General features: G+C 39.9%; 16 protein-coding genes and 2 tRNA genes. 7 read left to right on the forward strand and 11 right to left on the reverse strand.

The genetic code is table 11. The features are described 5' to 3' along the window. Nucleotides 1–14 precede the first annotated feature (14 nt). Nucleotides 15–1,439, forward strand: a complete 1,425-nt coding sequence (gene gltX / locus DC083_RS08600) for a glutamate--tRNA ligase (RefSeq protein ID WP_109189814.1) — start codon at nucleotides 15–17, stop codon at nucleotides 1,437–1,439. Nucleotides 1,440–1,610: 171 nt separating this feature from the next. Here the strand turns inward: gltX and DC083_RS08605 are convergent, their stop codons facing one another. After that, on the reverse strand, nucleotides 1,611–2,936 hold the full coding sequence (locus DC083_RS08605) for a replication-associated recombination protein A (RefSeq protein WP_109189815.1): 1,326 nt from the start codon (nucleotides 2,934–2,936) through the stop codon (nucleotides 1,611–1,613). A gap of 2 nt (nucleotides 2,937–2,938) precedes the next feature. Then, the gene (gene lolA / locus DC083_RS08610) at nucleotides 2,939–3,625 is read right to left on the reverse strand and encodes an outer membrane lipoprotein periplasmic chaperone LolA (RefSeq protein ID WP_109189816.1); all 687 of its coding nucleotides are present in this window, start codon (nucleotides 3,623–3,625) and stop codon (nucleotides 2,939–2,941) included. Nucleotides 3,626–4,060: 435 nt separating this feature from the next. On the opposite strand from lolA, the gene gltS reads away from it, so the two are divergent. Then, nucleotides 4,061–5,299: a sodium/glutamate symporter gene (gene gltS, locus DC083_RS08615; RefSeq protein ID WP_109189973.1), complete on the forward strand. Its 1,239-nt coding sequence runs from the start codon at nucleotides 4,061–4,063 to the stop codon at nucleotides 5,297–5,299. A 326-nt stretch (nucleotides 5,300–5,625) separates the two neighbouring features. Here the strand turns inward: gltS and DC083_RS08620 are convergent, their stop codons facing one another. Further along, nucleotides 5,626–6,351 carry a phosphoglycolate phosphatase gene (locus tag DC083_RS08620; RefSeq protein WP_109189974.1) on the reverse strand — a complete coding sequence of 242 codons (726 nt, stop codon included), beginning with the start codon at nucleotides 6,349–6,351 and terminating at the stop codon, nucleotides 5,626–5,628. A 326-nt stretch (nucleotides 6,352–6,677) separates the two neighbouring features. Here DC083_RS08620 and DC083_RS08625 point away from each other — a divergent pair, with 326 nt between their 5' ends. Both DC083_RS08625 and DC083_RS08630 read left to right on the forward strand, forming a co-directional pair. Further along, nucleotides 6,678–7,013 carry a zinc ribbon domain-containing protein YjdM gene (locus tag DC083_RS08625; protein WP_109189817.1) on the forward strand — a complete coding sequence of 112 codons (336 nt, stop codon included), beginning with the start codon at nucleotides 6,678–6,680 and terminating at the stop codon, nucleotides 7,011–7,013. A gap of 338 nt (nucleotides 7,014–7,351) precedes the next feature. Then, nucleotides 7,352–8,425, forward strand: a complete 1,074-nt coding sequence (locus DC083_RS08630; RefSeq protein ID WP_373296765.1) for a zinc-dependent alcohol dehydrogenase family protein — start codon at nucleotides 7,352–7,354, stop codon at nucleotides 8,423–8,425. A 212-nt stretch (nucleotides 8,426–8,637) separates the two neighbouring features. Here DC083_RS08630 and DC083_RS08635 read toward each other — a convergent pair whose 3' ends face one another. The 7 genes from DC083_RS08635 to DC083_RS08665 form a co-directional block, all read right to left on the reverse strand. Next, nucleotides 8,638–8,973 (reverse strand): non-heme iron oxygenase ferredoxin subunit, encoded by a 336-nt coding sequence (locus DC083_RS08635; RefSeq protein WP_109189819.1) that lies wholly within the window; start codon nucleotides 8,971–8,973, stop codon nucleotides 8,638–8,640. Between the two features lie 94 nt (nucleotides 8,974–9,067). Then, nucleotides 9,068–9,142: transfer RNA gene (locus tag DC083_RS08640), tRNA-Glu, on the reverse strand. A gap of 198 nt (nucleotides 9,143–9,340) precedes the next feature. After that, nucleotides 9,341–10,216 carry a hypothetical protein gene (locus DC083_RS08645; protein ID WP_109189820.1) on the reverse strand — a complete coding sequence of 292 codons (876 nt, stop codon included), beginning with the start codon at nucleotides 10,214–10,216 and terminating at the stop codon, nucleotides 9,341–9,343. Continuing rightward, nucleotides 10,217–11,326, reverse strand: coding sequence for an adenine-specific methyltransferase EcoRI family protein (locus DC083_RS08650; protein ID WP_109189821.1), 1,110 nt, complete (start codon nucleotides 11,324–11,326; stop codon nucleotides 10,217–10,219). It abuts the gene before it with no gap. A 680-nt stretch (nucleotides 11,327–12,006) separates the two neighbouring features. After that, a complete protein-coding gene (lpdA, locus tag DC083_RS08655) occupies nucleotides 12,007–13,437 on the reverse strand; it encodes a dihydrolipoyl dehydrogenase (protein ID WP_109189822.1) in 1,431 nt (476 codons plus the stop codon). 192 nt (nucleotides 13,438–13,629) lie between these two features. Further along, on the reverse strand, nucleotides 13,630–14,832 hold the full coding sequence (gene odhB / locus DC083_RS08660; RefSeq protein ID WP_109189823.1) for a 2-oxoglutarate dehydrogenase complex dihydrolipoyllysine-residue succinyltransferase: 1,203 nt from the start codon (nucleotides 14,830–14,832) through the stop codon (nucleotides 13,630–13,632). Nucleotides 14,833–15,103: 271 nt separating this feature from the next. Beyond that, complete coding sequence (locus DC083_RS08665; RefSeq protein ID WP_109189824.1) at nucleotides 15,104–17,959, reverse strand: 2-oxoglutarate dehydrogenase E1 component; 2,856 nt, start codon at nucleotides 17,957–17,959, stop codon at nucleotides 15,104–15,106. Nucleotides 17,960–18,202: 243 nt separating this feature from the next. Here DC083_RS08665 and DC083_RS08670 point away from each other — a divergent pair, with 243 nt between their 5' ends. The 3 genes from DC083_RS08670 to DC083_RS08680 all read left to right on the forward strand — a co-directional run bounded on the left by DC083_RS08670 (nucleotide 18,203) and on the right by DC083_RS08680 (nucleotide 20,406). After that, complete coding sequence (locus tag DC083_RS08670) at nucleotides 18,203–19,075, forward strand: LysR substrate-binding domain-containing protein (protein WP_109189825.1); 873 nt, start codon at nucleotides 18,203–18,205, stop codon at nucleotides 19,073–19,075. 36 nt (nucleotides 19,076–19,111) lie between these two features. Then, complete coding sequence (gene moaA / locus DC083_RS08675) at nucleotides 19,112–20,086, forward strand: GTP 3',8-cyclase MoaA (RefSeq protein WP_109189826.1); 975 nt, start codon at nucleotides 19,112–19,114, stop codon at nucleotides 20,084–20,086. Between the two features lie 113 nt (nucleotides 20,087–20,199). Beyond that, nucleotides 20,200–20,406 carry a hypothetical protein gene (locus DC083_RS08680; protein WP_109189827.1) on the forward strand — a complete coding sequence of 69 codons (207 nt, stop codon included), beginning with the start codon at nucleotides 20,200–20,202 and terminating at the stop codon, nucleotides 20,404–20,406. 487 nt (nucleotides 20,407–20,893) lie between these two features. On the opposite strand, the gene DC083_RS08685 is transcribed toward DC083_RS08680, so the two are convergent. Next, nucleotides 20,894–20,970, reverse strand: a tRNA-Arg gene (locus DC083_RS08685). Nucleotides 20,971–21,064 lie beyond the last annotated feature (94 nt).

Below are 21,064 nucleotides of genomic sequence, written 5' to 3' on the forward strand. Positions count from 1 at the left end.
AATATAAAACAATTATGATGGTTAAAACTCGCTTTGCCCCATCTCCAACGGGCTATCTTCATATCGGCGGTGCTAGAACTGCCCTTTTCTCTCACCTCTATGCCCTTCACAATAAAGGGACAACGGTACTTCGAATCGAAGATACGGATCTTGAGCGTTCAACGCCGGAAGCCGTTGCGGCGATTATTGAGAGTCTTGAATGGTTAGGATTACATTATGATGAGGGTCCTTACTATCAAACAAAGCGTTTTGACCGTTACAAAGAAGTGATTGCGGAACTCCTCGAATCAGGTCATGCCTATTACTGCTACTGCACACAAGAAGAGCTTGCCGAAATGCGCGCGAAAGCAGAAGCGAAAAAAGAGAAGCCCCGTTACGATGGCACTTGGCGCCCTGAGCCAGGTAAGACATTGCCGGCGATTCCTGAGGGGATTCAACCGGTGGTGCGCTTTAAACAACCCCAAGTAGGCGCGACCACCTTCGTGGATCTTGTTCATGGTAACTTGAGCGTACAAAATAGTGAGCTTGATGATCTGATTATCGCTCGTGGAGATGGCTCTCCAACTTATAACTTCTGTGTCGTTGTCGATGATGTCGATATGGAAATTACCCACGTTATTCGCGGGGATGATCATATCAATAATACTTATCGCCAAGTCAATATCTTCAAAGCGATGAATAAACCAGTTCCTAAATTTGCCCATTTAGCAATGATTCTCGGCGATGATGGTCAAAAACTCTCAAAACGTCATGGCGCAGTTGGCGTGATGGAGTATTATCATCAAGGTTATCTACCTGAAGCAGTCCTTAACTATCTTGTTCGCCTCGGCTGGTCACATGGCGACCAAGAGATCTTCTCCTTTGAAGAGATGGTGCAATATTTTGATTTAAATAATGTTAATAAATCAGCAAGTGCCTTTAATACTTCTAAGCTTCGTTGGCTCAATCAGCACTATATGATTGAGAAAAACCCTACCGAGCTTGCGATGTTACTCAAACCTTTCTTAGAGAAACTCGGCGTTCAAACAGAAACATCCCCTGAGTTTGATAACTATCTCACTCAAGTGGTGGAAGCCCATGTAAAACGCTGTGAAACGCTGGTTGAGCTAGCCGAAATGGTACTCTACCTCTTCACAGATACCATTGAGATGGATGAAGCAGCGAAAGCAAAACAGCTCATACCGGTGTCAAAACCTGTACTTGAGAAACTCGTGGAAATCCTCGGGAATGTCGCTGAATGGACGCCAGCGAATCTCGATGCAGCGGTGAAGGAAGTAACGCAAGTCCTTGAAGTAGGTATGGGGAAAGTGGGTATGCCACTTCGCACCGCAATCGTGGGTCGTACCAACTCCCCTAATCTCGATGAAACCCTCTTCTTAGTGGGCAAAGAGCGAACGCTTGATCGTCTTGGTAAAGCCATCGCCATGATTGAGGGTTAGTGAGATCGTTTATTCTCTTAATGAAGTTTTACTCTCAACAGTCATCTTTCTAATAGAATAAAAGAAGCATCGAAAAGCAAACTGCACCCCAAAAGTTGAATATAACTTTGGGGTGTTTTTATATAGCAAAGCACTCTTTTAATTGAAATGAATTGTAAACATCAACAACGGCTATTTTCCCCGCCGAGCCTCTTCATCTAGCGATTTAAGATACTTTAGCTTTTCGCCAATCTGCTTCTCAATGCCGCGATCGGTGGGATGATACCACTGCATCTCTTCCATGCCATCAGGGAAATAGTATTCGCCGGCAGCGTATGCACCGGGTTCATCGTGGGCATAACGGTAATTTTTACCATGTCCCATCTCTGCCATAAGCTTCGTGGGGGCATTGCGTAGATGAAAAGGAACTGGCCTTGTTTGATCTTCAGCGACAAATTTTCGGGCATTTTTAAAGGCCATATAACCGGCATTTGATTTCGCGGCACAAGCGAGATAGATCGCAGCTTGTGCTAATGCTAAATCGCCCTCAGGGCTTCCTAGACGCTCATAAGTAGTTAAAGCATCGGTAGCAATTTGTGTTCCACGTGGATCAGCCAGTCCCACATCTTCCCAAGCCATCATTAAGATTCGCCGACCTAGATAGCGTGGATCAACGCCACCTTCCATCATCAAACAGAACCAATAGAGAGCCGCATCAGGATCTGAGCCCCGAATGGATTTATGTAATGCCGAAATCTGATCATAGAAGTAATCGCCGCCCTTATCAAACTTCTTCGGCTGACTCGTTAGAATCTGCTCTACAAGCGACTTCTCAATGGTTGTTAAATCATTACTCTGCGCGACAATCAAGAGCTGTTGCAATAGATTGAGTGACCGCCGACCATCACCGCCGGCATAATTCACTAACAACGCCATCGCCTCATCTGTCAATTGATAATCGGGATAATAGGTCGTTAAAGCTCTATTCAAAAGCGTGGTAACCGCGGTTTCATCAAGTGGTTGCAAGACATAAACAAAAGCCCGAGATAAGAGTGCCTGATTAATTTCAAAAGAGGGGTTCTCAGTGGTTGCTCCAATAAAGGTCACTAATCCTGATTCCACAAAAGGTAACAACGCATCCTGTTGCCCTTTGTTAAACCGATGAATTTCATCGATAAAAAGAATCGTGCGCCGACCTTGTAGGCGATACACTTCGGCCTCTTTGATCGCTTCTCGAATCTCTTTCACACCTGAAAATACCGCGGAAAGATCGATAAATTCAGCATCGAAAGCCTTGGCCACCAAACGCGCAAGCGTTGTCTTACCAACACCCGGTGGTCCCCAAAAGATCATTGAATGTGGAATATCGCTTTTAAAAGCTTCAAAGAGAGGCTTTCCTTCGGCGAGTAGATGCCGTTGTCCCACCACTTCAGAGAGATCTTTGGGGCGCGCTAAATCAGCTAATGGTGCAAATTGTTGTTGCGTTGATTCTTGTAACGCATCAAATAGATCCGCCATTATTACTTGCTCTCATCGATGATATCCACATCTTGTGGAACTTTAAAATCAAACAGACTTGCGTCCACAGGCTTATTCTCAACCACTTTTTTCATCACAAATGAGATCGTTTGCCCGGTCACATCTTCTACTTTAAAAGAATAGATCTTACGATTGGCAAATACGACTTGGATATCATTGATTTGAAGATCATTATAGGTCTGCTTCGGCGTTAAGAGATATTCCCGGCGATCACGTACTGTTTTAATATTAAAGTTCGCCGTTAAAGGTTGATCGCTTAATAGAATTTGCAAAACAGGATTCTCTAAGACACTCTTCACCGGTTTAATAATCACCTGCATTAGATCAACATCATAGAACCAAAATTTCTGACCATTGCTCACTAAAATTTGATGATAAGGTTCTGTGTAGTCAAAGATAAAGCGCGGTTGATCAGCTGCTTTTGTCACAGTTTCGGTATTCTTATCTGCTGATTTTTCAATGATAAGATGCCCTGCTGTCTTATCGGTTTTCTCTTTAGTGGTAATTTCCTGCGTAAAATTCGCCTCGAGCGTTTGGAAATTCTTAAAATAATCCACAATGAAACGCTCATCAGCCAAGCTCAACTGCGAAGTTAATGTCATGAATGTCAAGCATGATAGCGCTAATAAACAGCGCTTCTTAGCTTGTTGCGAAATTCTTCTATACATAGATTCTCACCTTTTCAGTGGCTGAAAAATTCAATTAAATTCCTCTTCTTTAATGCCATGATTAAAAGTTCGGTTCGGGATTTTCTCCCTATTTCTGACTTATCCTCATCAATAACTCGCTGAAATAGTCCAATATTTTAATCCGCAAAGATTGAATCATTATAACAGATTCCTCGATCATCTATCCGATCGCATTCGAGGAATACTTTCTCTGCCCAACGTTACTTGGCATTTTCCCTTCATTAATCGCCCTACCCGCCAGCGACACCTTTCAAAACCTCAAAAATAGATGAGTTAAAGGCGAGAATAATTCCCGTAATTTGTAAGTGAATTTAAATTTAGTTATAAATTAGTCAAGAAGTATGCTAGATTTTATGGCAAAAATTATTCTAATAATATTGCAAACATAGGAGTCACAATATGATCAGTTCAAGTATGATCTCGTTTGATGTCTATGGCACGATGGTTATGGCGTGTCTGACATTACTACTAGGACGCGTAGTGGTCGCAAAGATCCCTGCCCTTGATAAATTTACAATCCCGAGCCCCGTTGCCGGCGGTTTAATTGTCGCGTTCACCATTTTGATTCTCAAAAGCTTCTTCGATTTTGAAATTAAATTCGATACAGTTTTACAAACGCCATTGATGCTGATGTTCTTCGCAACTATCGGCCTTAATGCAAACTTCAAAAGCCTTCTTTCCGGCGGTCTTTCGCTCGTCATCTTTCTCGTTGTCGTTGTTGTATTCCTTATTATCCAAAATAGTGTGGGGGTTGGCTTGGCTTCGCTTTTAGGCTTAGATCCATTAATGGGGCTTTTAGCAGGATCCATTACTCTTGCCGGTGGTCACGGAACAGGTGCCGCTTGGGGAACGACTTTTGCCCAAAAATATGGTTTCACCAATGCCACTGAATTAGCAATGGCTTGTGCAACCTTCGGATTAGTATTAGGCGGACTTGTCGGTGGACCAGTTGCTCGATTCCTACTTCGTAAACGTCAACCGAAACTTGATAGCTCTATTTTAGATGATCCCAAACCAGAAGAAGCTTCAGACGACAGTACAGCGTTTGAACAGCCTAGAGCAAGTCGCCGGATCACTTCACGTGCCCTGCTTGAAACTATTACGATGATTCTGATCTCCATTACCCTCGGGATTATTATTTCAGATGCACTAGATGGCACGAAATTTGCCCTTCCCACTTTCGTTTGTGTGCTATTTGTCGCCGTCATTATTAATAATGTACTCTCTCTGATTAGTGATCAGATTATCTTTGAACGATCTGTCTCTCTCGTGGGTAACGTCAGTCTCTCCCTTTTCCTTGCGCTTGCTTTAATGAGCCTTAAATTGTGGGAACTCAAATCACTGGCAATCCCGATGATTATTATTCTCGCAGTTCAAGCTTGCTTTATGGCGCTCTATGCGATTTTCGTAACCTACAATGTGATGGGACGTAATTTAGATGGGGCAGTATTTGCAGCGGGGCACTGTGGATTTGGTTTAGGCGCAACCCCTACGGCGATTGCCAACATGCAGGCTGTTACAGAACGCTTTGGCCCCTCGAAAAAAGCCTTCTTAGTCGTCCCGATGGTAGGGGCATTCTTTATTGACTTAGTGAATGTGATTGTCATTAAGGTCTTCTTGATGCTTCCTATCTTCCCGGCAATTGGCGCATAATCAATCTGCTATAAAGCGCTGTAATCTACTACTCTTAGCGGTAGATTGAATCATCGACAGCATAAAAATCCGTAATATTGAGATCATTTAAAACCTCAACGATTACGGATTTTTTATTGCCTATTTTATGAGACTTAAAAAAGATAAAACTTTATCTAAACCATAGCAACAAGATGCCGAATAGAATGGTTTCCTTGCTTCTGACAAGCGATGTGCCAGCATTTCAATAAGGATTATTTTAAAGCTTATTTTGCACCGATATTACGATACTCAATTTTGCTACTGTTACTGATCTTCCTGAACTTACTAAATACTAAATATGACCTCTATTCTGATTTAACGAAGGGTGCAACTAAGGCTTTAAGTGGCTCAATCTGCAATAAGGATTTAAAATCTCGAATCAGATAGGTTGGATTTGAATCTGCAAGCGGAACGCCAAAATTATAGCCATACGTTAATCCCACTGAGGCAATGCCGGCAGCTTTTGCCGCTTGGATATCATTGCGAGAATCCCCCACAAAGAGTAACTCTGATTGCAATAATCCCCATTCCCCTAAAACTTTAAAAAGTGGCGCAGGATGCGGTTTTTTCATCACTACATCATCTGCCCCTAACACAAGATCAAAGAGCGTAGTTAAATGCAACTCATCAAGCAGATCAGGTAAAAATTGAGTCGGTTTATTGGTCACGATCCCTAATCGTAATCCCGCTTCTTTTAAGGTCCACAGTGTCTCTCGCACATCAGGATAGAGTTCGCTTCCTTTCTCTAAGACTGCCTTATAAAATTGATTAAATAGCGAAAATGCTTGCGGGAATTGCTGCATAGCGACTTCTCCGCCGGCAGATTTCAACGCAGTTTCTACTAAGCTAATCGCCCCGTGACCAATCCAGAGCGATACCTTATCAACACCGGCCGCAGGGTAGCCTAGGCGAGCCAGCATCATATCCACAGCTTCAGCAAGGCCTGCCGCACTATTAATCAACGTGCCATCAAGATCAAATGCAATTCCTTTAATCATTGTTTGAGGAGCGCTACTTACAGTTGACTTCATCATATTAACCTCTCTGAAAATGTGAAAACAGGATATTTACCTTCATCTTAATCCACTCTCCCCCCGAATCTCAAGGCTTATTCTCTGAGGATAAAAGGCAAAACTCCTCGATTTTTTGATTTTATTTCGGTATATTGCCCGCATAAGTCGATTAGATAAGATTAAATAGAATAATGTAAGCAATATTTAACAATATTAAGCTTTACGCTCATGAGATTATTAATATTGCGCTTTCATATTAAGGATAGCCCCTTTATATTAAGATCGCTCAAGATCAAATCAAACACTAGTCGATAGCCGATTATGAATTTTTTGGAGATAAAACTATGACAAATATGCCAACTTGCCCACAATGTGGAATGGATCACACTTATAGTGATACTGAATTCTATTTCTGCCCGGATTGTGGCTATGAATGGTCTGTTTCAGAAGAAGCCGTTGAAGAGGAAGGACTCACAGCACGTGATGCGCACGGTACTATCCTTAAAGATGGTGATTCGGTCACTGTGATTAAAGATCTCAAAGTTCGAGGGTCTTCTATGGTGATCAAACAAGGCACGATGATTAAAGGCATTCGTATCACTGAAGGCGATCATAACCTAGACTGCAAAGTGAATGGTACTAGCCTACAGTTGAAATCAGAATTTATGAAAAAAGCTTAAACACTTTAAAAATAAAAACCGTTACGATAATGATCCTCAGCACTGATCTTATTTGATATAAATTAGCGACTGAGGATATTTTTTATCTAGCACATTTGAAGTAGCCTTAATAACACTTTGAGTTAGAATGTTTTTTTGAAATAAAAATTTTCAAAACCATCAGAACCCTTTGAAAACCATCGAAATAACCATTTGATTAAAAATATAGATATATACAATAATTATATATTTATTTAAATTATTTTAATAAATTGTTATTTTTTATATTATCCACTAATATAGATAGACAACACTGATTTATCCACTTGATAGCAAGGAGTTTGTCTATGAAAGATACAATGAAAGCAATGGTTTATTATGGTGAAAATGATCTTCGCTTTGAAGAGCGCCCTACCCCTAAGATCATCGAACCCACTGATGCGATTATCAAGCTGACTAAAACGACTATTTGTGGTACTGACCTTGGTATTATGAAGGGCAAAAATCCTGAAATTGAGGCGACTGAAATCGAGAAAAATGGCACATTCAATGGCCGTATTTTGGGACATGAAGGGATTGGCATCGTTGAGGAAGTCGGTAGCGCCGTTAAAAAATTCAAAAAAGGAGATAAAGTCATTATCTCTTGTGTGAGCCGCTGTGGTACTTGCGAAAACTGTCAAAAACAGCTCAATGCCCATTGTATGAATGAGGGCGGCTGGATTATGGGGTATATGATTGATGGAACCCAAGCCGAATATGTGCGTACGCCATTTGCGGATACTTCGCTCTATCATATTCCTACAGAACTCAATGAAGATATCGCGGTGCTTCTCTCTGACGCACTCCCGACATCTCACGAGATTGGTGTACAGTATGGTGATGTTAAACCTGGTGATACTGTAGCGATTGTCGGTGCAGGCCCTATCGGTATGGCGGCGCTCTTAACGGCACAGCTCTACTCTCCTAGCGAAATTATCGTTGTTGATATGGATGAAAACCGTCTCAATATGGCGCTTGAAATGGGGGCAACAAAAGTGGTGAATTCAGGTAAAGAGGATGCCATTGCGAAGATTCGCGAGCTCACGAATGGTCGCGGCGTTGATTGTGCCATTGAAGCAGTGGGTATTCCGGCGACTTGGAATGTCTGTCAGCACGTTGTAAAAGAGGGTGGTAACATCGCTAACGTAGGTGTACATGGACAATCTGTCGATTTTGCACTTGAAAAATTGTGGATCAAAAACTTAAAAATTACTACCGGTTTAGTGAATGCTAATACAACTGATATGCTCCTTAAAACGTGCTGTTCAGGTAAATTACCCCTTGATAAAATGATTACCCATCATTTCAAATTTGAAGATCTCGAGCATGCTTATAAAGTCTTCAAAAATGCAGCGGATGAGAAAGCGATGAAAGTGATCATCGATTATCATTAAGCCAATGATTCAAACAATCTCTGAGATTTGGTCAATAAAAAAGTCACTCAATAGTCGTTAAAACACAATCTTTCACGATTAAGTGACGTTAAACCACCAAGCCTTAATAAGCAAAATCCCCGAGGGAATTCTATCCTTCGGGGATTTTTAGTCTACAACATCTGCATCTAATATCGTTTATATCTAGTAAGATCGATTTAAAATAAGCGCATTTAAGCCTTCAAAGCACCCGCGGCTTCACGCTCACTATCTACATAGATTTGATCATCTTCAACCATCACAAAATAAGTTCTCAAGGGTTTTCGACAAGGCGCGGCGGTCGCTTCTCCTGTGATAATATTAAACTCTCCCCAATGCTTAGGACAGCTCACGGTATCATCAAAATAATCCCCTTCTGCGAGTGATGCCGTTGCATGGGTACATTGATCGTCAGTGACATAAAACTCCCCCTCTCTGTTAAATAACAGGAGATCGCCGACTTCTGTTTCAAACTTACGCATCTCGCCCGGCGCAACATCAGAAATAGAACAGATCAAGATTTTCGCCATAATATACTCCTTTTACCCGCTATAAATTTTGGTTGTACAATAAAAGTCGATTATGCAAAAAAGCCTACTGTTTGAAACAGTAGGCTTCTTAATTTGGCGTCCCTACGGGGATTCGAACCCCGGTTGCCGCCGTGAAAGGGCAGTGTCCTAACCACTAGACGATAGGGACTTATCGTCGCTGTTTACTAGGTGTTCCTCGTGAACAGGAGGCTATAATAGTATAGGAACCCTACTATGTCAAACATTCTTAAAGATTTTTTTGTTTGTTTTTTGATCAACTACATTTATATCAATAATATCAAAAAGATACACATATAAAAACTATTACAAATGAGGTTTTATTGTAAAATTGTCTTGGAGCTATTATTTACTTGCCGTTAATGGCTTCAGTTGTGATGACATTTAACATCATTTGCATGATCGCAATACAATCAAGAGCATTTCTGGCTTTGATCTTTTTATATTGGGCTATATTAGACTGATTAAAATTGGATGATCTCATGTTCCCATTGTACGCGATACTTTCATCTAACATCATTGAATTTGTCGCACCACCAATGAAATATATCGTTAAATCTGTTTTAAGATTTAGGTTTTCATCAAAATAAACATTTTTTAAAACATTAGTAGATGTTTTGCTATAGTCAATTTTTTGATTTTCTCTTACATACGATTCAGGCGTGTAATTTAAAGAAAATAAAAATCTAAGGTAAAAATCCTTTTCAATTTCCCCTTTTTTTACATCATTTCTATATCCACCTAAAATATCGAAATCTTGTGCAACCACTTTTTCTATGGGCTTGAATGGGAAGGAAGATCTAATTTCCACTGTTTTTGTAATCGACCTCTCAATCAATTGATGATCAGTCCATCTCTTTTGAATTTTTAAGTCAATTTGATTTATTGAATGATTATTATCATCTAGCTCAATTTTCACGTTAGGATTTTTATTGTAATAAGTGAGCATAGAAAAACACAACTGCTCAATGATAAGACCACAAAATGATTTAAATCTAATTTCTGTATTATCTCTAATAACACCTGACGAATTAGCAGGATTAAACCTAATCAACTCCAACCTTTTTTTAGCTTGTTCAATGATGTTAATGCTACTGTGACTGGTAGGTGTTAAAACAATTTTTTGAATTCTAAATGGTAAGTTAGAGAAGGAATGGCATAATGCTTCTCCATTGGAATCTTGGATCAACTCTCCATTTATGCAATCAACGTAATAAATATCCATTTAAATCCCCTTATGAGAAATCAATACTCTTGAATATAATCGTTCGCCATTCAAATAAGCCCGATCAAGCTTACCATTCCAATTTTCTGAAATAACACTGTTCAAAAAACCATCTTTCACGTAAAAGTCCATACCTAGAATTTCAAACTGTTCAGGGTTGTATTTATCCAAGAAAGATATAGGGACTCCCATAATCCCTTGATAATCACTTGGGATTGCATTTGTTCTAGGAACCTCTATTGCCTTGTAATTATCATATTCTTTATAAGCTCTTGTTTTTGATAGGCTTTTATTGAATTTAAAATTATCTGACATTGTCATTAGTTGTAATGGTTTATGTCTTCGGCCATGTTCTATGTTGGTAAACCAACGTACTCCTTTAACACGAATATATTTATTCCCTTGTTCATCTATTCTTGTCCCAACAGCATTTAAAGGGTAGTTATCAGGAACTCTAAATTCTCTATCTCCACTACTAATAGTTGCTCCTAGCCACATTTTATTCGCTTGAATAAGTGGAAAGACATCTTTATAAGTGATAGCGTTCATATTCCCAATAATAGCGAACTCTTTATCTACTTCCATAATCCACGCTAAAAATTCACGGAATAGAGAAAAAGGGGGATTCGTGATAATCATATCCACTTCGTCTCTTAAGACTTTGATTTCATCGCTTCTAAAATCACCATCTCCTTGTAAATACTTCCACTCTAAATCATCTACGTTAATCCTACTATGAGCATTACTCTCGCTAGTAAGCGTGAAAATTTTTCCTTTTTGAGCTAATTTCTGTTTATCATACTCAAGGTCATCTAATTCAAATAACCTTGACTGATAAGGCATTTGCACTTCATTTTGGGGAGAGGCATAGCTGGTACTGATTAACTTTTTCAAACCTAGATGTATAAAATTTTGAACAAAATAACGTGTAAAATTACTCCATTCAGGATCATCACAAGGTAAAAGAACTGTCTTGTCTTTAAAAGCATTAGGATTAAAGTCTAAATATGCCTGAATCTCTTTCTCGATATCAGAGTATTGAGTATAAAATTCATCATTCTTTTCATTTTTAGCTTTATTTAAACTCTGACTTGTATTTCGATTCGACATATAAAATCCTTAAATTAAAATATCAGGATATTTGTTAATCCCTCTCAAACGACTTATGCAAAGTATATTACAGATATTGAAACAACGTCACTGCTATATTCTCTAGGGTGCATTTGGCAAAATTCACAAAATTAGGATACATGAGATAGTTATTCAGATCTTGAATGTTCCGACTTGATCATTATTTCGTGAAATGGGGATCATCACGGTATTTCTACAAAATACTTAGATTGGCAATACAGACAATAAAAAGAGATTTTTAAATTGGATAACTTGAACAATGACCTGTTTTTATATAAAGATTTCGATAAGCAATCTTTGTGTATTCTGTACAGAAAAGTTTCCAAATAATAGCTTGAGTATGTCAATTTCATTCATATGATATGACATAACCTCTCCTTAATCTATCAAGAGGCGCGAAAATTATAGCAAGGCAAGGATATTGTATCAATACAATTTTAAAGCCAAACCAAAGTTCAAAAATCATATTGTTATTTCATAGTTTATCACCAAGTTTTATCAGCTCTATTCACCAATTTCATTAAAAATGTGCTTATATCTCATCAATGATCATAAAAAATGCCACTGACTTTCATCAATGGCATCTATTTTGTATTGCTTCATGCTTTACAGCACTCTTGACAACGTCTCTATCGTAAAAATTACAATATTATCACTATCTATTTACGATTCATCATATGAATCGCACTCTTATGAATACCATGAGCTGCTTCCATCACACCTTCCGCTAACGTTGGATGTGCATGAATAGTGCTTGCGATATCTTCAGAAGTACCACCAAATTCAAGTACGATCACGGCTTCATGGATTAATTCAGAAGCATTAGGCCCTACGATATGAACTCCGAGTAACTTATCTGTTTTCGCATCGGCGATCATTTTGATCATCCCTTCAGTCGCTCCCATCGCTTTTGCGCGACCTGATGCTGCAAATGGGAATGAGCTTGTAATCACAGCAATGCCTTCTGCTTTACACTGCTCTTCAGTTTTACCTGCCCAAGCAATTTCAGGATGCGTATAGATGACCCAAGGAATCACATCATAATTCACACGACCATATTGCCCAGCAATCCACTGTGCAACCGCAATCCCTTCTGCAGAACCTTTATGCGCGAGCATAGGACCGCGTACTAAATCACCAATAGCCCAAACATGTGGAAGATTTGTTTTACATTGGTCATCTACTTTCACCATACGGCCATCCATTTCAAGACCAACAGCAGGATCTACGATATTTTCCGTAAATGCCCGGCGACCAACAGCAACAAGCAAGTAATCAAACGTCTCTTCATGTTCACCTGATTTATCACTATATTGAACGGTGACATCTTTATCCGTTGCTGTAGAGCCCGTTACTTTTGCGCCTAAACGAATATCTAACCCTTGTTTTTTGAAGTGTTTCGCTGCATCCTTCGCAATAGCTTGATCTGCCGCTGAAAGGAACTGATCCATTGCTTCAAAAATCACAACTTCTGCCCCTAAACGTGACCAAACACTTGCCATCTCAAGACCGATAACACCTGCACCAATTACACCTAAACGTTTTGGCACTTCTGTCAGATCAAGTGCGCCGGTTGAATCGATAATACGTTTGTTATCCACTTTTGCAGGCGGAATATCCATAGGCACAGAACCTGTGGCGAGAATGATATCTTTCGCTTTATAAGTTTCTGCTTTACCTTCATGGCTTGTCACTTCAACAACATTTTCTTTGAGCAATTTACCTGTACCTTGTAGCCATTCCACCTTATTCGCTTGGAATAACATCGCGATACCGCCGGTTAATTCTGCAACAATCTTATCTTTACGTTCAATCATTGCTTTAGGATCCATTTTGATATCACCCACTGTAATACCATGAACCGCTGAATGATCTTTCGCTTCTTCAAAAAGCGCAGAAGACTCCAGCAATGCTTTAGATGGGATACAACCGACATTTAAGCAAGTACCACCTAATGCAGGCTTGCCTGATTTACCGATCCACTTCTCAACACAAGCTGTTTTTAAACCTAATTGCGCTGCACGAATCGCCGCGACATAACCCGCAGGACCGCCACCTATAACGATTACATCAAATTCTTTTTGTGCCATTATTATATTTCTCCTTTAAAAAGAATCCTTTATCGACTAATGCAATAAAGGATTCTTCAGTTTTAATTCAAGCTTGAGAGATTACGTAAAGTCATTAATAACTTATAATTCATGACCTTAATATATCGCTTACAACGATCGCAATCATCTCATCTTAATGATGATTTAATAGACTCAAAATAATTGAGAATATTAGAGCTCAAGAATCATACTTGCTGGATCTTCTAAGGCATTCTTAATAGAAACTAAGAAACCAACCGCTTCTGCACCATCGATAATTCTATGGTCATAAGAATGTGCAACATACATCATTGGTGCTGCAATAATTTGACCATCTTTGACGATAGGACGCTCATAAGTGTTATGCATTCCTAAGATACCGCTTTGTGGTGGGTTAATGATAGGTGTTGATAACATTGAACCAAATACGCCACCATTGGTGATTGTGAATGTACCGCCAGTCATCTCATCAATTGTGAGCGTACCCTCTTTCGCTTTAGTTGCATACTCGATAATTTGTTTCTCGATATCTGCAAGACTTAATTGATCCGCATTACGGATAATAGGTACCACTAAACCACGTGGTGATGATACAGCAATACCGATATCAAAATAACCATGATAAACAATATCATTACCATCGATTGAGGCATTCACTGCAGGGTATTTTTTCAATGCTTCTACAGCAGCTTTCACGAAGAAAGACATAAAGCCTAATTTCACACCATGCACTTTAGTAAAGCGATCTTGGTATTTCTTACGCATGCTGATCACAGGTTCCATGTTGATCTCATTAAATGTAGTCAACATCGCAGTGGTGTTTGTTGCATCTAAAAGACGCTCAGCGATACGCGCACGTAAACGCGTCATTGGAACACGTTTCTCTACACGCTCACCTACCGGCATTGCTGCAACTGATGCAGATTTAGCTGCAGGCGCTGCTTTAGCCCCACCATTTTTCAAGAAGTTTTCAATATCTTCTTTTAAATGACGACCATTTTTGCCTGTTGCAGGAATTTTAGTAATATCGAGTTTATTCTCTTCCACTAAACGACGTACAGTAGGTGACATACCTACTTCATCATCTTCATTTGCTGCCGGCGCTGCTGCTTGTGCTTCCGCTTTGGGGGCTTCTTCTGCTTTCGCTGCTGGTGCACTACCTGCTTCAATAATTGCAAGTACAGTACCTGCGGTTACATCCGTACCTTCTGTGACTTTGATCTCTTTGATCGTACCGCTTGCCGTTGCAGGTACCTCTAACATCACTTTGTCAGTTTCAAGGTCAACAAGGTTTTCGCCCTCTTCAACGTGATCACCCACTTGTTTGTGCCAAGTAGAAAGAAGCGCATCCGCAACAGATTCAGGAAGCGTTGGAACTTTAATCTCAATACTCATTGTAATTTCTCCTATTTTTAAAACATAACTCTGAAAAATATTTTTAGTTTCTTAAGAATTCATAAATATACAGTACAACCATTATTTTATTAATAAACTCATTATATATTAATTTAATAATTAAATTTATATGTAATTCATATGTGATTTATATGTAACTCTATATGAATATCCCTCTTAAGAAAACTTTAATTTATTTGTGAAGATCGTTGCGATCTTTAAACCACCATAGAGTCTTAAAATCGCAACGTTTTTAGTTATAAAACTTTATTTACTCGGCATCTGCAAGCGGGAAAACTGCATCTAATAATGCTTTCTCTTGTCTTACATGGGCATTGTTATAACCAACCGCAGGCGCAGCGGCAGCGGGTCTTGTGATAAAGACTAATTCTTGCTCATCAGTGACCACATTCTCTAAGTATGGACGAACAAATGTCGCATAACCTTGGTTTGCAGGCTCATCTTGGATAAAGATCACTTCTGCTGCTTTTGGATATTTCGCCAATTCCGCTTTCAAAGCTGCTGTTGGGAATGGATAGATTTCTTCGAGGCGAATAATCGCAGTTTTGCTATCTTTCACTGCTTCACGACGATCTCTTACATCATAGAAAATTTTACCCACAGAGATCACAACACGCTCAACATTGTTTGCATCAATCGCATCAATCTCAGGTAATACCGATTGGAATTTACCATTTGCAAGATCATCTAATACGTTGACCGCTTGTTTATGGCGGAGCAAGCTCTTAGGTGTCATCACCACGAGCGGTTTACGATACTCTTGTAACATTTGACGACGAAGCATATGGAATGTCTGTGCCGGTGTTGTTGGTACCACTAAGCTCATATTGTTCTCAGCACACATTTGTAAGAAACGCTCAGGTCTTGCTGATGAATGCTCAGGACCTTGGCCTTCATAACCATGTGGTAGCAACATGACAAGGCCATTGAACCGGCGCCATTTCGTTTCACCCGCAGCGATAAATTGATCGATCACGACTTGCGCACCATTGGCAAAGTCACCAAATTGCGCTTCCCAAATAACAAGCGCATTAGGTTCAGTTGCGGCATAACCGAATTCAAAACCTAAAACACCCGCTTCTGACAGAATGGAATCAATCACTGAGAATCGTGCTTGATCCTTAGTAAGGTGTTGCAACGGAATATAAGTATTACCATCTTCTTGGTTATGATAAACCGCATGACGATGGAAGAATGTACCGCGGCCAGCATCTTCACCAGAAATACGCACAGGATATCCTTCTTCAAGAAGTGTTGCATAAGCCATGACTTCTGCAAAGCCCCAATCCATTTCGATCTCACCTTCACCCATTTTGAGTCGATTCTCATGAATTTTCTCAACGCGATTATGAAGTTTGAAGTTCTCAGGCAATTTATTCATGATCTGCGCAATTTCAGTAATACGCGATTTCACAACGCTTGTATCAGGAACGACAGGTCCTTCTTCATCAAACTTGTCATGTGCCTTAGCGATTTTTTCCCATTTTTGCATATAAGAGCTATTGATTGAATCAATGGTTGGGAAACCCACAGGCGTACCCGCATCCATTTTCTCTTTATACTCTTGGGTGAATTTTTTGAAATCTTCTTCCGTAATGACACCTTCTGCAATGAGTTTATCAGCATAAACACGCGCAGGTGTTTGATGTGCACCTACTTTTTTATACATCATCGGTTGTGTTGCTCTTGGCTCATCAGCCTCGTTATGACCAAGACGACGATAACAGACGATATCTACCACAACATCTTTATGGAATGTATTACGATAGCCTAATGCTAATTGTGTCGCATGTTTAACCGCTTCAGGATCATCCCCATTCACATGTAAAACAGGAGCTTGGACAATTTTCGCAGGATCTGTACAGTACTCAGAAGAGCGAGCATCTAAGAGGTTTGATGTGGTAAAGCCAACTTGGTTATTGACAACAATATGGAAAGTACCTCCCGTTGCATAACCACGCACTTGTGACAATTGTAAGGTTTCTAAACCAATTCCTTGCCCTGCAAATGCGGCATCACCATGGATTAATACAGGTAAAACCGTATTAAATGGTAATTGGCCCATTGGGGTATCAGGTCCAACCCGGCGCTCAAGACGAGCACGAACAGATCCTTCTACCACAGGATTCACGATCTCTAAATGAGATGGGTTAAATGCTAGCGCTAAATGAACAGGTGGGTTATTAGGGGTTGCTTTCACAGAAGAAGAGAAACCCATGTGATATTTCACATCACCTGAACCTTTAGTGAAAGTCGGACGACCTTCAAACTCATCAAAGAGTTGTTTCGGTGCTTTACCTAAAATATTGATCAATACATTTAAACGACCACGATGCGCCATACCGATCACAATCTCTTCAGCACCAAAGTCTGAAGCACCGACAACCATCTCATGAAGCATAGGAATTAACGCATCACCACCTTCGAGTGAGAAACGTTTTTGACCAACATAACGCGTATGTAAATAGCGCTCTAAGCCATCTGCTGCCACCAATTCCTTAAGCGTTTCAATCCGCTCTTCATTTGAGAAGCGATAACCATCTTTGACTTCTTCTAAGCGCTTTCTAAGCCAAATACGCTCTTCATCATTGGTGATATGTTCGATCTCAACACCGATATGACCGGTATAGGTACGTTTTACAGTATCGAGGATCTCACGTAGTGGCATAGCATCTTTACCTGCAAGCCCACCTGTTTGGAAGACGGTATCCATATCCATTTCGGTTAAACCGAAGAATGCAGGATTTAATTCAGGAACCACTTTATCTTCACGCAAATGAAGAGGGCATAAGTCTGCAACTTGATGCCCTCTTCGACGATATTCTTCAATTAAACGTAAAACACCTACCTGTTTTGCAAGATGCGCTTCATCAACGCTTCCACCCTGCACAACAACGCCTCGATGACGCATCTGCTCAAAGGCTCTTTTCACAGGACCTTGCGCTACATCTTGACCATCCTCATTTTTGAAATCAGCAAAATATTGTTGCCATTCTGCTGACACAGATTGAGGATCTTCCAGATAGGATTCGAATAACTCTTCTACATAGGTCTGATTTGCACCATTGAGTGCCGACGTTTCTCTGAACTTATCTATTAGTTTCATATTATCGCTCACATTTACCTTGGATTAAAAAAAATTGACAGGAACTAAAAAAGAAAGAAATTATTTTTATTATAACCTATCTTTCATCATTTAGCCCATTTTATAGCCTTTTGCGCCTAACGTTTTACAACCTTCCCTACCAGACAATTTTTATTATTCCCCTGCTTATTTAAATTTACCTTAATCTAAATATGGTAGTATGTAAATCATTAACACAATTAGTTTTCTTTATGAGGTTGTTGCATGAAATTGAATGAACTTCGTTACTTTATCGCCGTCGCAGAAGAGCGACATTTTGGACGTGCTGCTCAAAAGTGCTTCATCTCCCAACCCGCACTTTCTATCGGCATCAAAAACCTAGAAGCTTCAATGGAGGTTTCTCTTTTTGAAAGAACCACCAACGAAGTATTACTCACGCCGGAGGGGGAAAAAGCACTCCCTAAAGCCAGAAGAATCTTTGAACTTGTTGACGAACTCTTTACGCTTAGCCATGAGTCGAACTCTATGGAAGGCCGTTTTAATTTAGGCGTGATCTTCACAATCGCCCCTTATCTTCTTCCTAGAATGATTCCTGTATTACGTAAAAATGCGCCAGAGATCCAGCTCCATATTTATGAAAATATGACAGATAGCCTTCTTCCGATGTTAAAAACCGGTGAGATTGATGCTGCAATTTTAGCGCTGCCAATCTCTGATCCAACTTTTGAGGTGATCGAACTCTATGAAGAGCCTTTCTATGTTGTAACCCCTAAAGGCCATCCTTTAGCAGAAAAAGAGATTATCTCGCCAGAAGAGATTCATGAATATGATCCTCTATTGCTCAATATCGGACACTGCTTTAGAGATCAGGTCTTAGATAGCTGTAAAGAGATCAATGCAACAAACTCCCATCATCACTCGCTTGAAACCATTCGCAATATCGTGGCAGCAGGTCATCAGATCTCTGTATTACCTAAATATGCTTTAATGGATGATCATTTAAGTGAGTTATTGCACTATATCCCATTTACAGAACCAGTTCCGACCCGCAAAGTAGCACTTATTTATCGCAAAGAGTTCACTCAAATGCGTAAAATAGAGATGATTGCTAAATGTATTTTAGATCTCAAACTGTAATTTTTACCTTTTCATCCCCGTTGTAGGAGGCTTTCGATGTTAATCGATCAATTTGGTCGGAAAATAGATTATGTACGAATCTCGGTCACAGATCGCTGTGACCTGAGATGTACTTACTGTATCCCCAAAGGCTTCAAAGGATTTGAGGTCAATAAAAATTGGCTCACATTTGATGAAATTATGCGAGTTGTCACAGCGTTTTCCGCAATGGGAACTGATCACTACCGAATTACCGGCGGTGAGCCGTTACTACGGAAAGATGTGACGGAACTGATCGCTAGAATGGCGGCTATTCCCACGATCAAAGACCTATCTATGACGACGAATGCGACGCAGCTTGAACGTCATGCCAAAGCACTTAAAGAAGCCGGGCTTAACAGGCTTAATATTAGCTTAGACTCTATTAATCCGCTCACTGTGCACCAAATTACCGGTAATGATTGTATTGAAAAAGTACAAAAAGGAATCTTTGCTGCTAAAGAAGCGGGATTTGAAACAATCAAAATCAATATGGTGCCCATGATAGGTGTCAATGACCAAGATATTGACTCTATGATCCAATTTTGTATGGATAATGGTTTAATTCTCCGCCTTATTGAAGCGATGCCAATGGGAGTTACGGGGCAGCAGACACAAGGAGATAATCTCACCAAGCTGTTAGAGACTTTACGACAAAAATATGGTTTGATTGATTCAACTAAAACCTTAGGCCAAGGTCCTGCTCGTTACTATGAATCACCGGATGGCAAGTTCACAATGGGCCTCATCACCCCGATGAGCCAACATTTTTGTGATACTTGTAATCGTGTTCGGTTAGCTGTTGATGGCACACTCTATATGTGTTTAGGCCAAGAAGAAGCCTATCCACTTCGGGAAATGCTCCGAGATGGCTGTAGCGATGAAGAGCTACATCAAGCAATTCGTAAAGCGATTGACCTAAAACCACAAAAACATGAGTTCCGCACCGATGCCACCAAGATTAAACGGATTATGTCCATGACAGGAGGTTAACCTCATTAGTTCTATGGTACAAATCATACATTTTTTGAGCTTTTACACCGAATTTTAGTACTATTGGATATATCAACAAAGATATATCAACAAACTTTAAAAGGGATCCTGAAATGAGTAAACAGTACGGCGTCAAAATGACCCTTCCACAACTTGCAACCTTTCGTCGTGAAAACCTGCTTGGCGAAAACTTTAGTGCAGAGCGTTGGTTTAATAGCGAAGCTGAACGCCAACGATTCCTAGATAGCTATCAGAAGGATTTTCTATACTATCGCGAAGGTGATCGTCCTCGCTATGAGTATACGCTTCTCGAAAAGTAGAAATAGCGACTAAGCGCCATTTTCATTGACTGTAGCCGATATTTAAAATATAGCTATGGGAAGCATTCAATCTTTTATCAAATCCTGCCTTCTCGGCAGGATTTTTTGTATAAAGACACAAAAATACAAGCTATAGCCTTATATAGTAAGATCGGTTCAAAATAGACTTATTTACATGCCGGCACATCGGCTGATCGAGGAAAGGAAGCTGTTCTATCCGGCATCTTGCAAGTGTTGGTGAGTCAGGTTTATCTTCTTTTAAAACCCTACAATAGCTGGTGAAAATTCACAATCATTATAGGATGAAGATTCTTACAAGCTTGCAAACATCTTCACTTAATAATTTAAAACCGATTTAACTATACTATAAAAGAAACCAAGCCATATCCCAGTGCTTGTAGCCAAGATATGAATACCACTCTATACCCTTCTAAAAAGCAGATAAAGAAAAACCCGTAACAACGTCTGTTGTTACGGGTTATCTATGTGGCGCGCCCAGAAGGAGTCGAACCTCCGACCGCCTGGTTCGTAGCCAGGTACTCTATCCAGCTGAGCTATGGGCGCTTAACTAAGATGTGTAGTATACATCAGAATTTGCCTTCTTCAACAATTTGATCACTCTTTGCGCAATATTTTTTACATCTTTTTGCAACCATCA

The sequence above is a fragment of the Ignatzschineria ureiclastica genome (genome assembly GCF_003121845.1).
GTDB classification, from domain to species: domain Bacteria; phylum Pseudomonadota; class Gammaproteobacteria; order Cardiobacteriales; family Wohlfahrtiimonadaceae; genus Ignatzschineria; species Ignatzschineria ureiclastica.

What these genes read in the sequence shown, in the direction of transcription:
- gltX (WP_109189814.1), top strand. Translation starts at nt 15, where the DNA reads ATGATGGTTAAAACTCGCTTTGCCCCATCTCCAACGGGCTATCTTCAT.
- DC083_RS08605 (WP_109189815.1), bottom strand. Translation starts at nt 2,936, where the DNA reads ATGGCGGATCTATTTGATGCGTTACAAGAATCAACGCAACAACAATTT.
- lolA (WP_109189816.1), bottom strand. Translation starts at nt 3,625, where the DNA reads ATGTATAGAAGAATTTCGCAACAAGCTAAGAAGCGCTGTTTATTAGCG.
- gltS (WP_109189973.1), top strand. Translation starts at nt 4,061, where the DNA reads ATGATCTCGTTTGATGTCTATGGCACGATGGTTATGGCGTGTCTGACA.
- DC083_RS08620 (WP_109189974.1), bottom strand. Translation starts at nt 6,351, where the DNA reads ATGAAGTCAACTGTAAGTAGCGCTCCTCAAACAATGATTAAAGGAATT.
- DC083_RS08625 (WP_109189817.1), top strand. Translation starts at nt 6,678, where the DNA reads ATGACAAATATGCCAACTTGCCCACAATGTGGAATGGATCACACTTAT.
- DC083_RS08630 (WP_373296765.1), top strand. Translation starts at nt 7,352, where the DNA reads ATGAAAGCAATGGTTTATTATGGTGAAAATGATCTTCGCTTTGAAGAG.
- DC083_RS08635 (WP_109189819.1), bottom strand. Translation starts at nt 8,973, where the DNA reads ATGGCGAAAATCTTGATCTGTTCTATTTCTGATGTTGCGCCGGGCGAG.
- DC083_RS08645 (WP_109189820.1), bottom strand. Translation starts at nt 10,216, where the DNA reads ATGGATATTTATTACGTTGATTGCATAAATGGAGAGTTGATCCAAGAT.
- DC083_RS08650 (WP_109189821.1), bottom strand. Translation starts at nt 11,326, where the DNA reads ATGTCGAATCGAAATACAAGTCAGAGTTTAAATAAAGCTAAAAATGAA.
- lpdA (WP_109189822.1), bottom strand. Translation starts at nt 13,437, where the DNA reads ATGGCACAAAAAGAATTTGATGTAATCGTTATAGGTGGCGGTCCTGCG.
- odhB (WP_109189823.1), bottom strand. Translation starts at nt 14,832, where the DNA reads ATGAGTATTGAGATTAAAGTTCCAACGCTTCCTGAATCTGTTGCGGAT.
- DC083_RS08665 (WP_109189824.1), bottom strand. Translation starts at nt 17,959, where the DNA reads ATGAAACTAATAGATAAGTTCAGAGAAACGTCGGCACTCAATGGTGCA.
- DC083_RS08670 (WP_109189825.1), top strand. Translation starts at nt 18,203, where the DNA reads ATGAAATTGAATGAACTTCGTTACTTTATCGCCGTCGCAGAAGAGCGA.
- moaA (WP_109189826.1), top strand. Translation starts at nt 19,112, where the DNA reads ATGTTAATCGATCAATTTGGTCGGAAAATAGATTATGTACGAATCTCG.
- DC083_RS08680 (WP_109189827.1), top strand. Translation starts at nt 20,200, where the DNA reads ATGAGTAAACAGTACGGCGTCAAAATGACCCTTCCACAACTTGCAACC.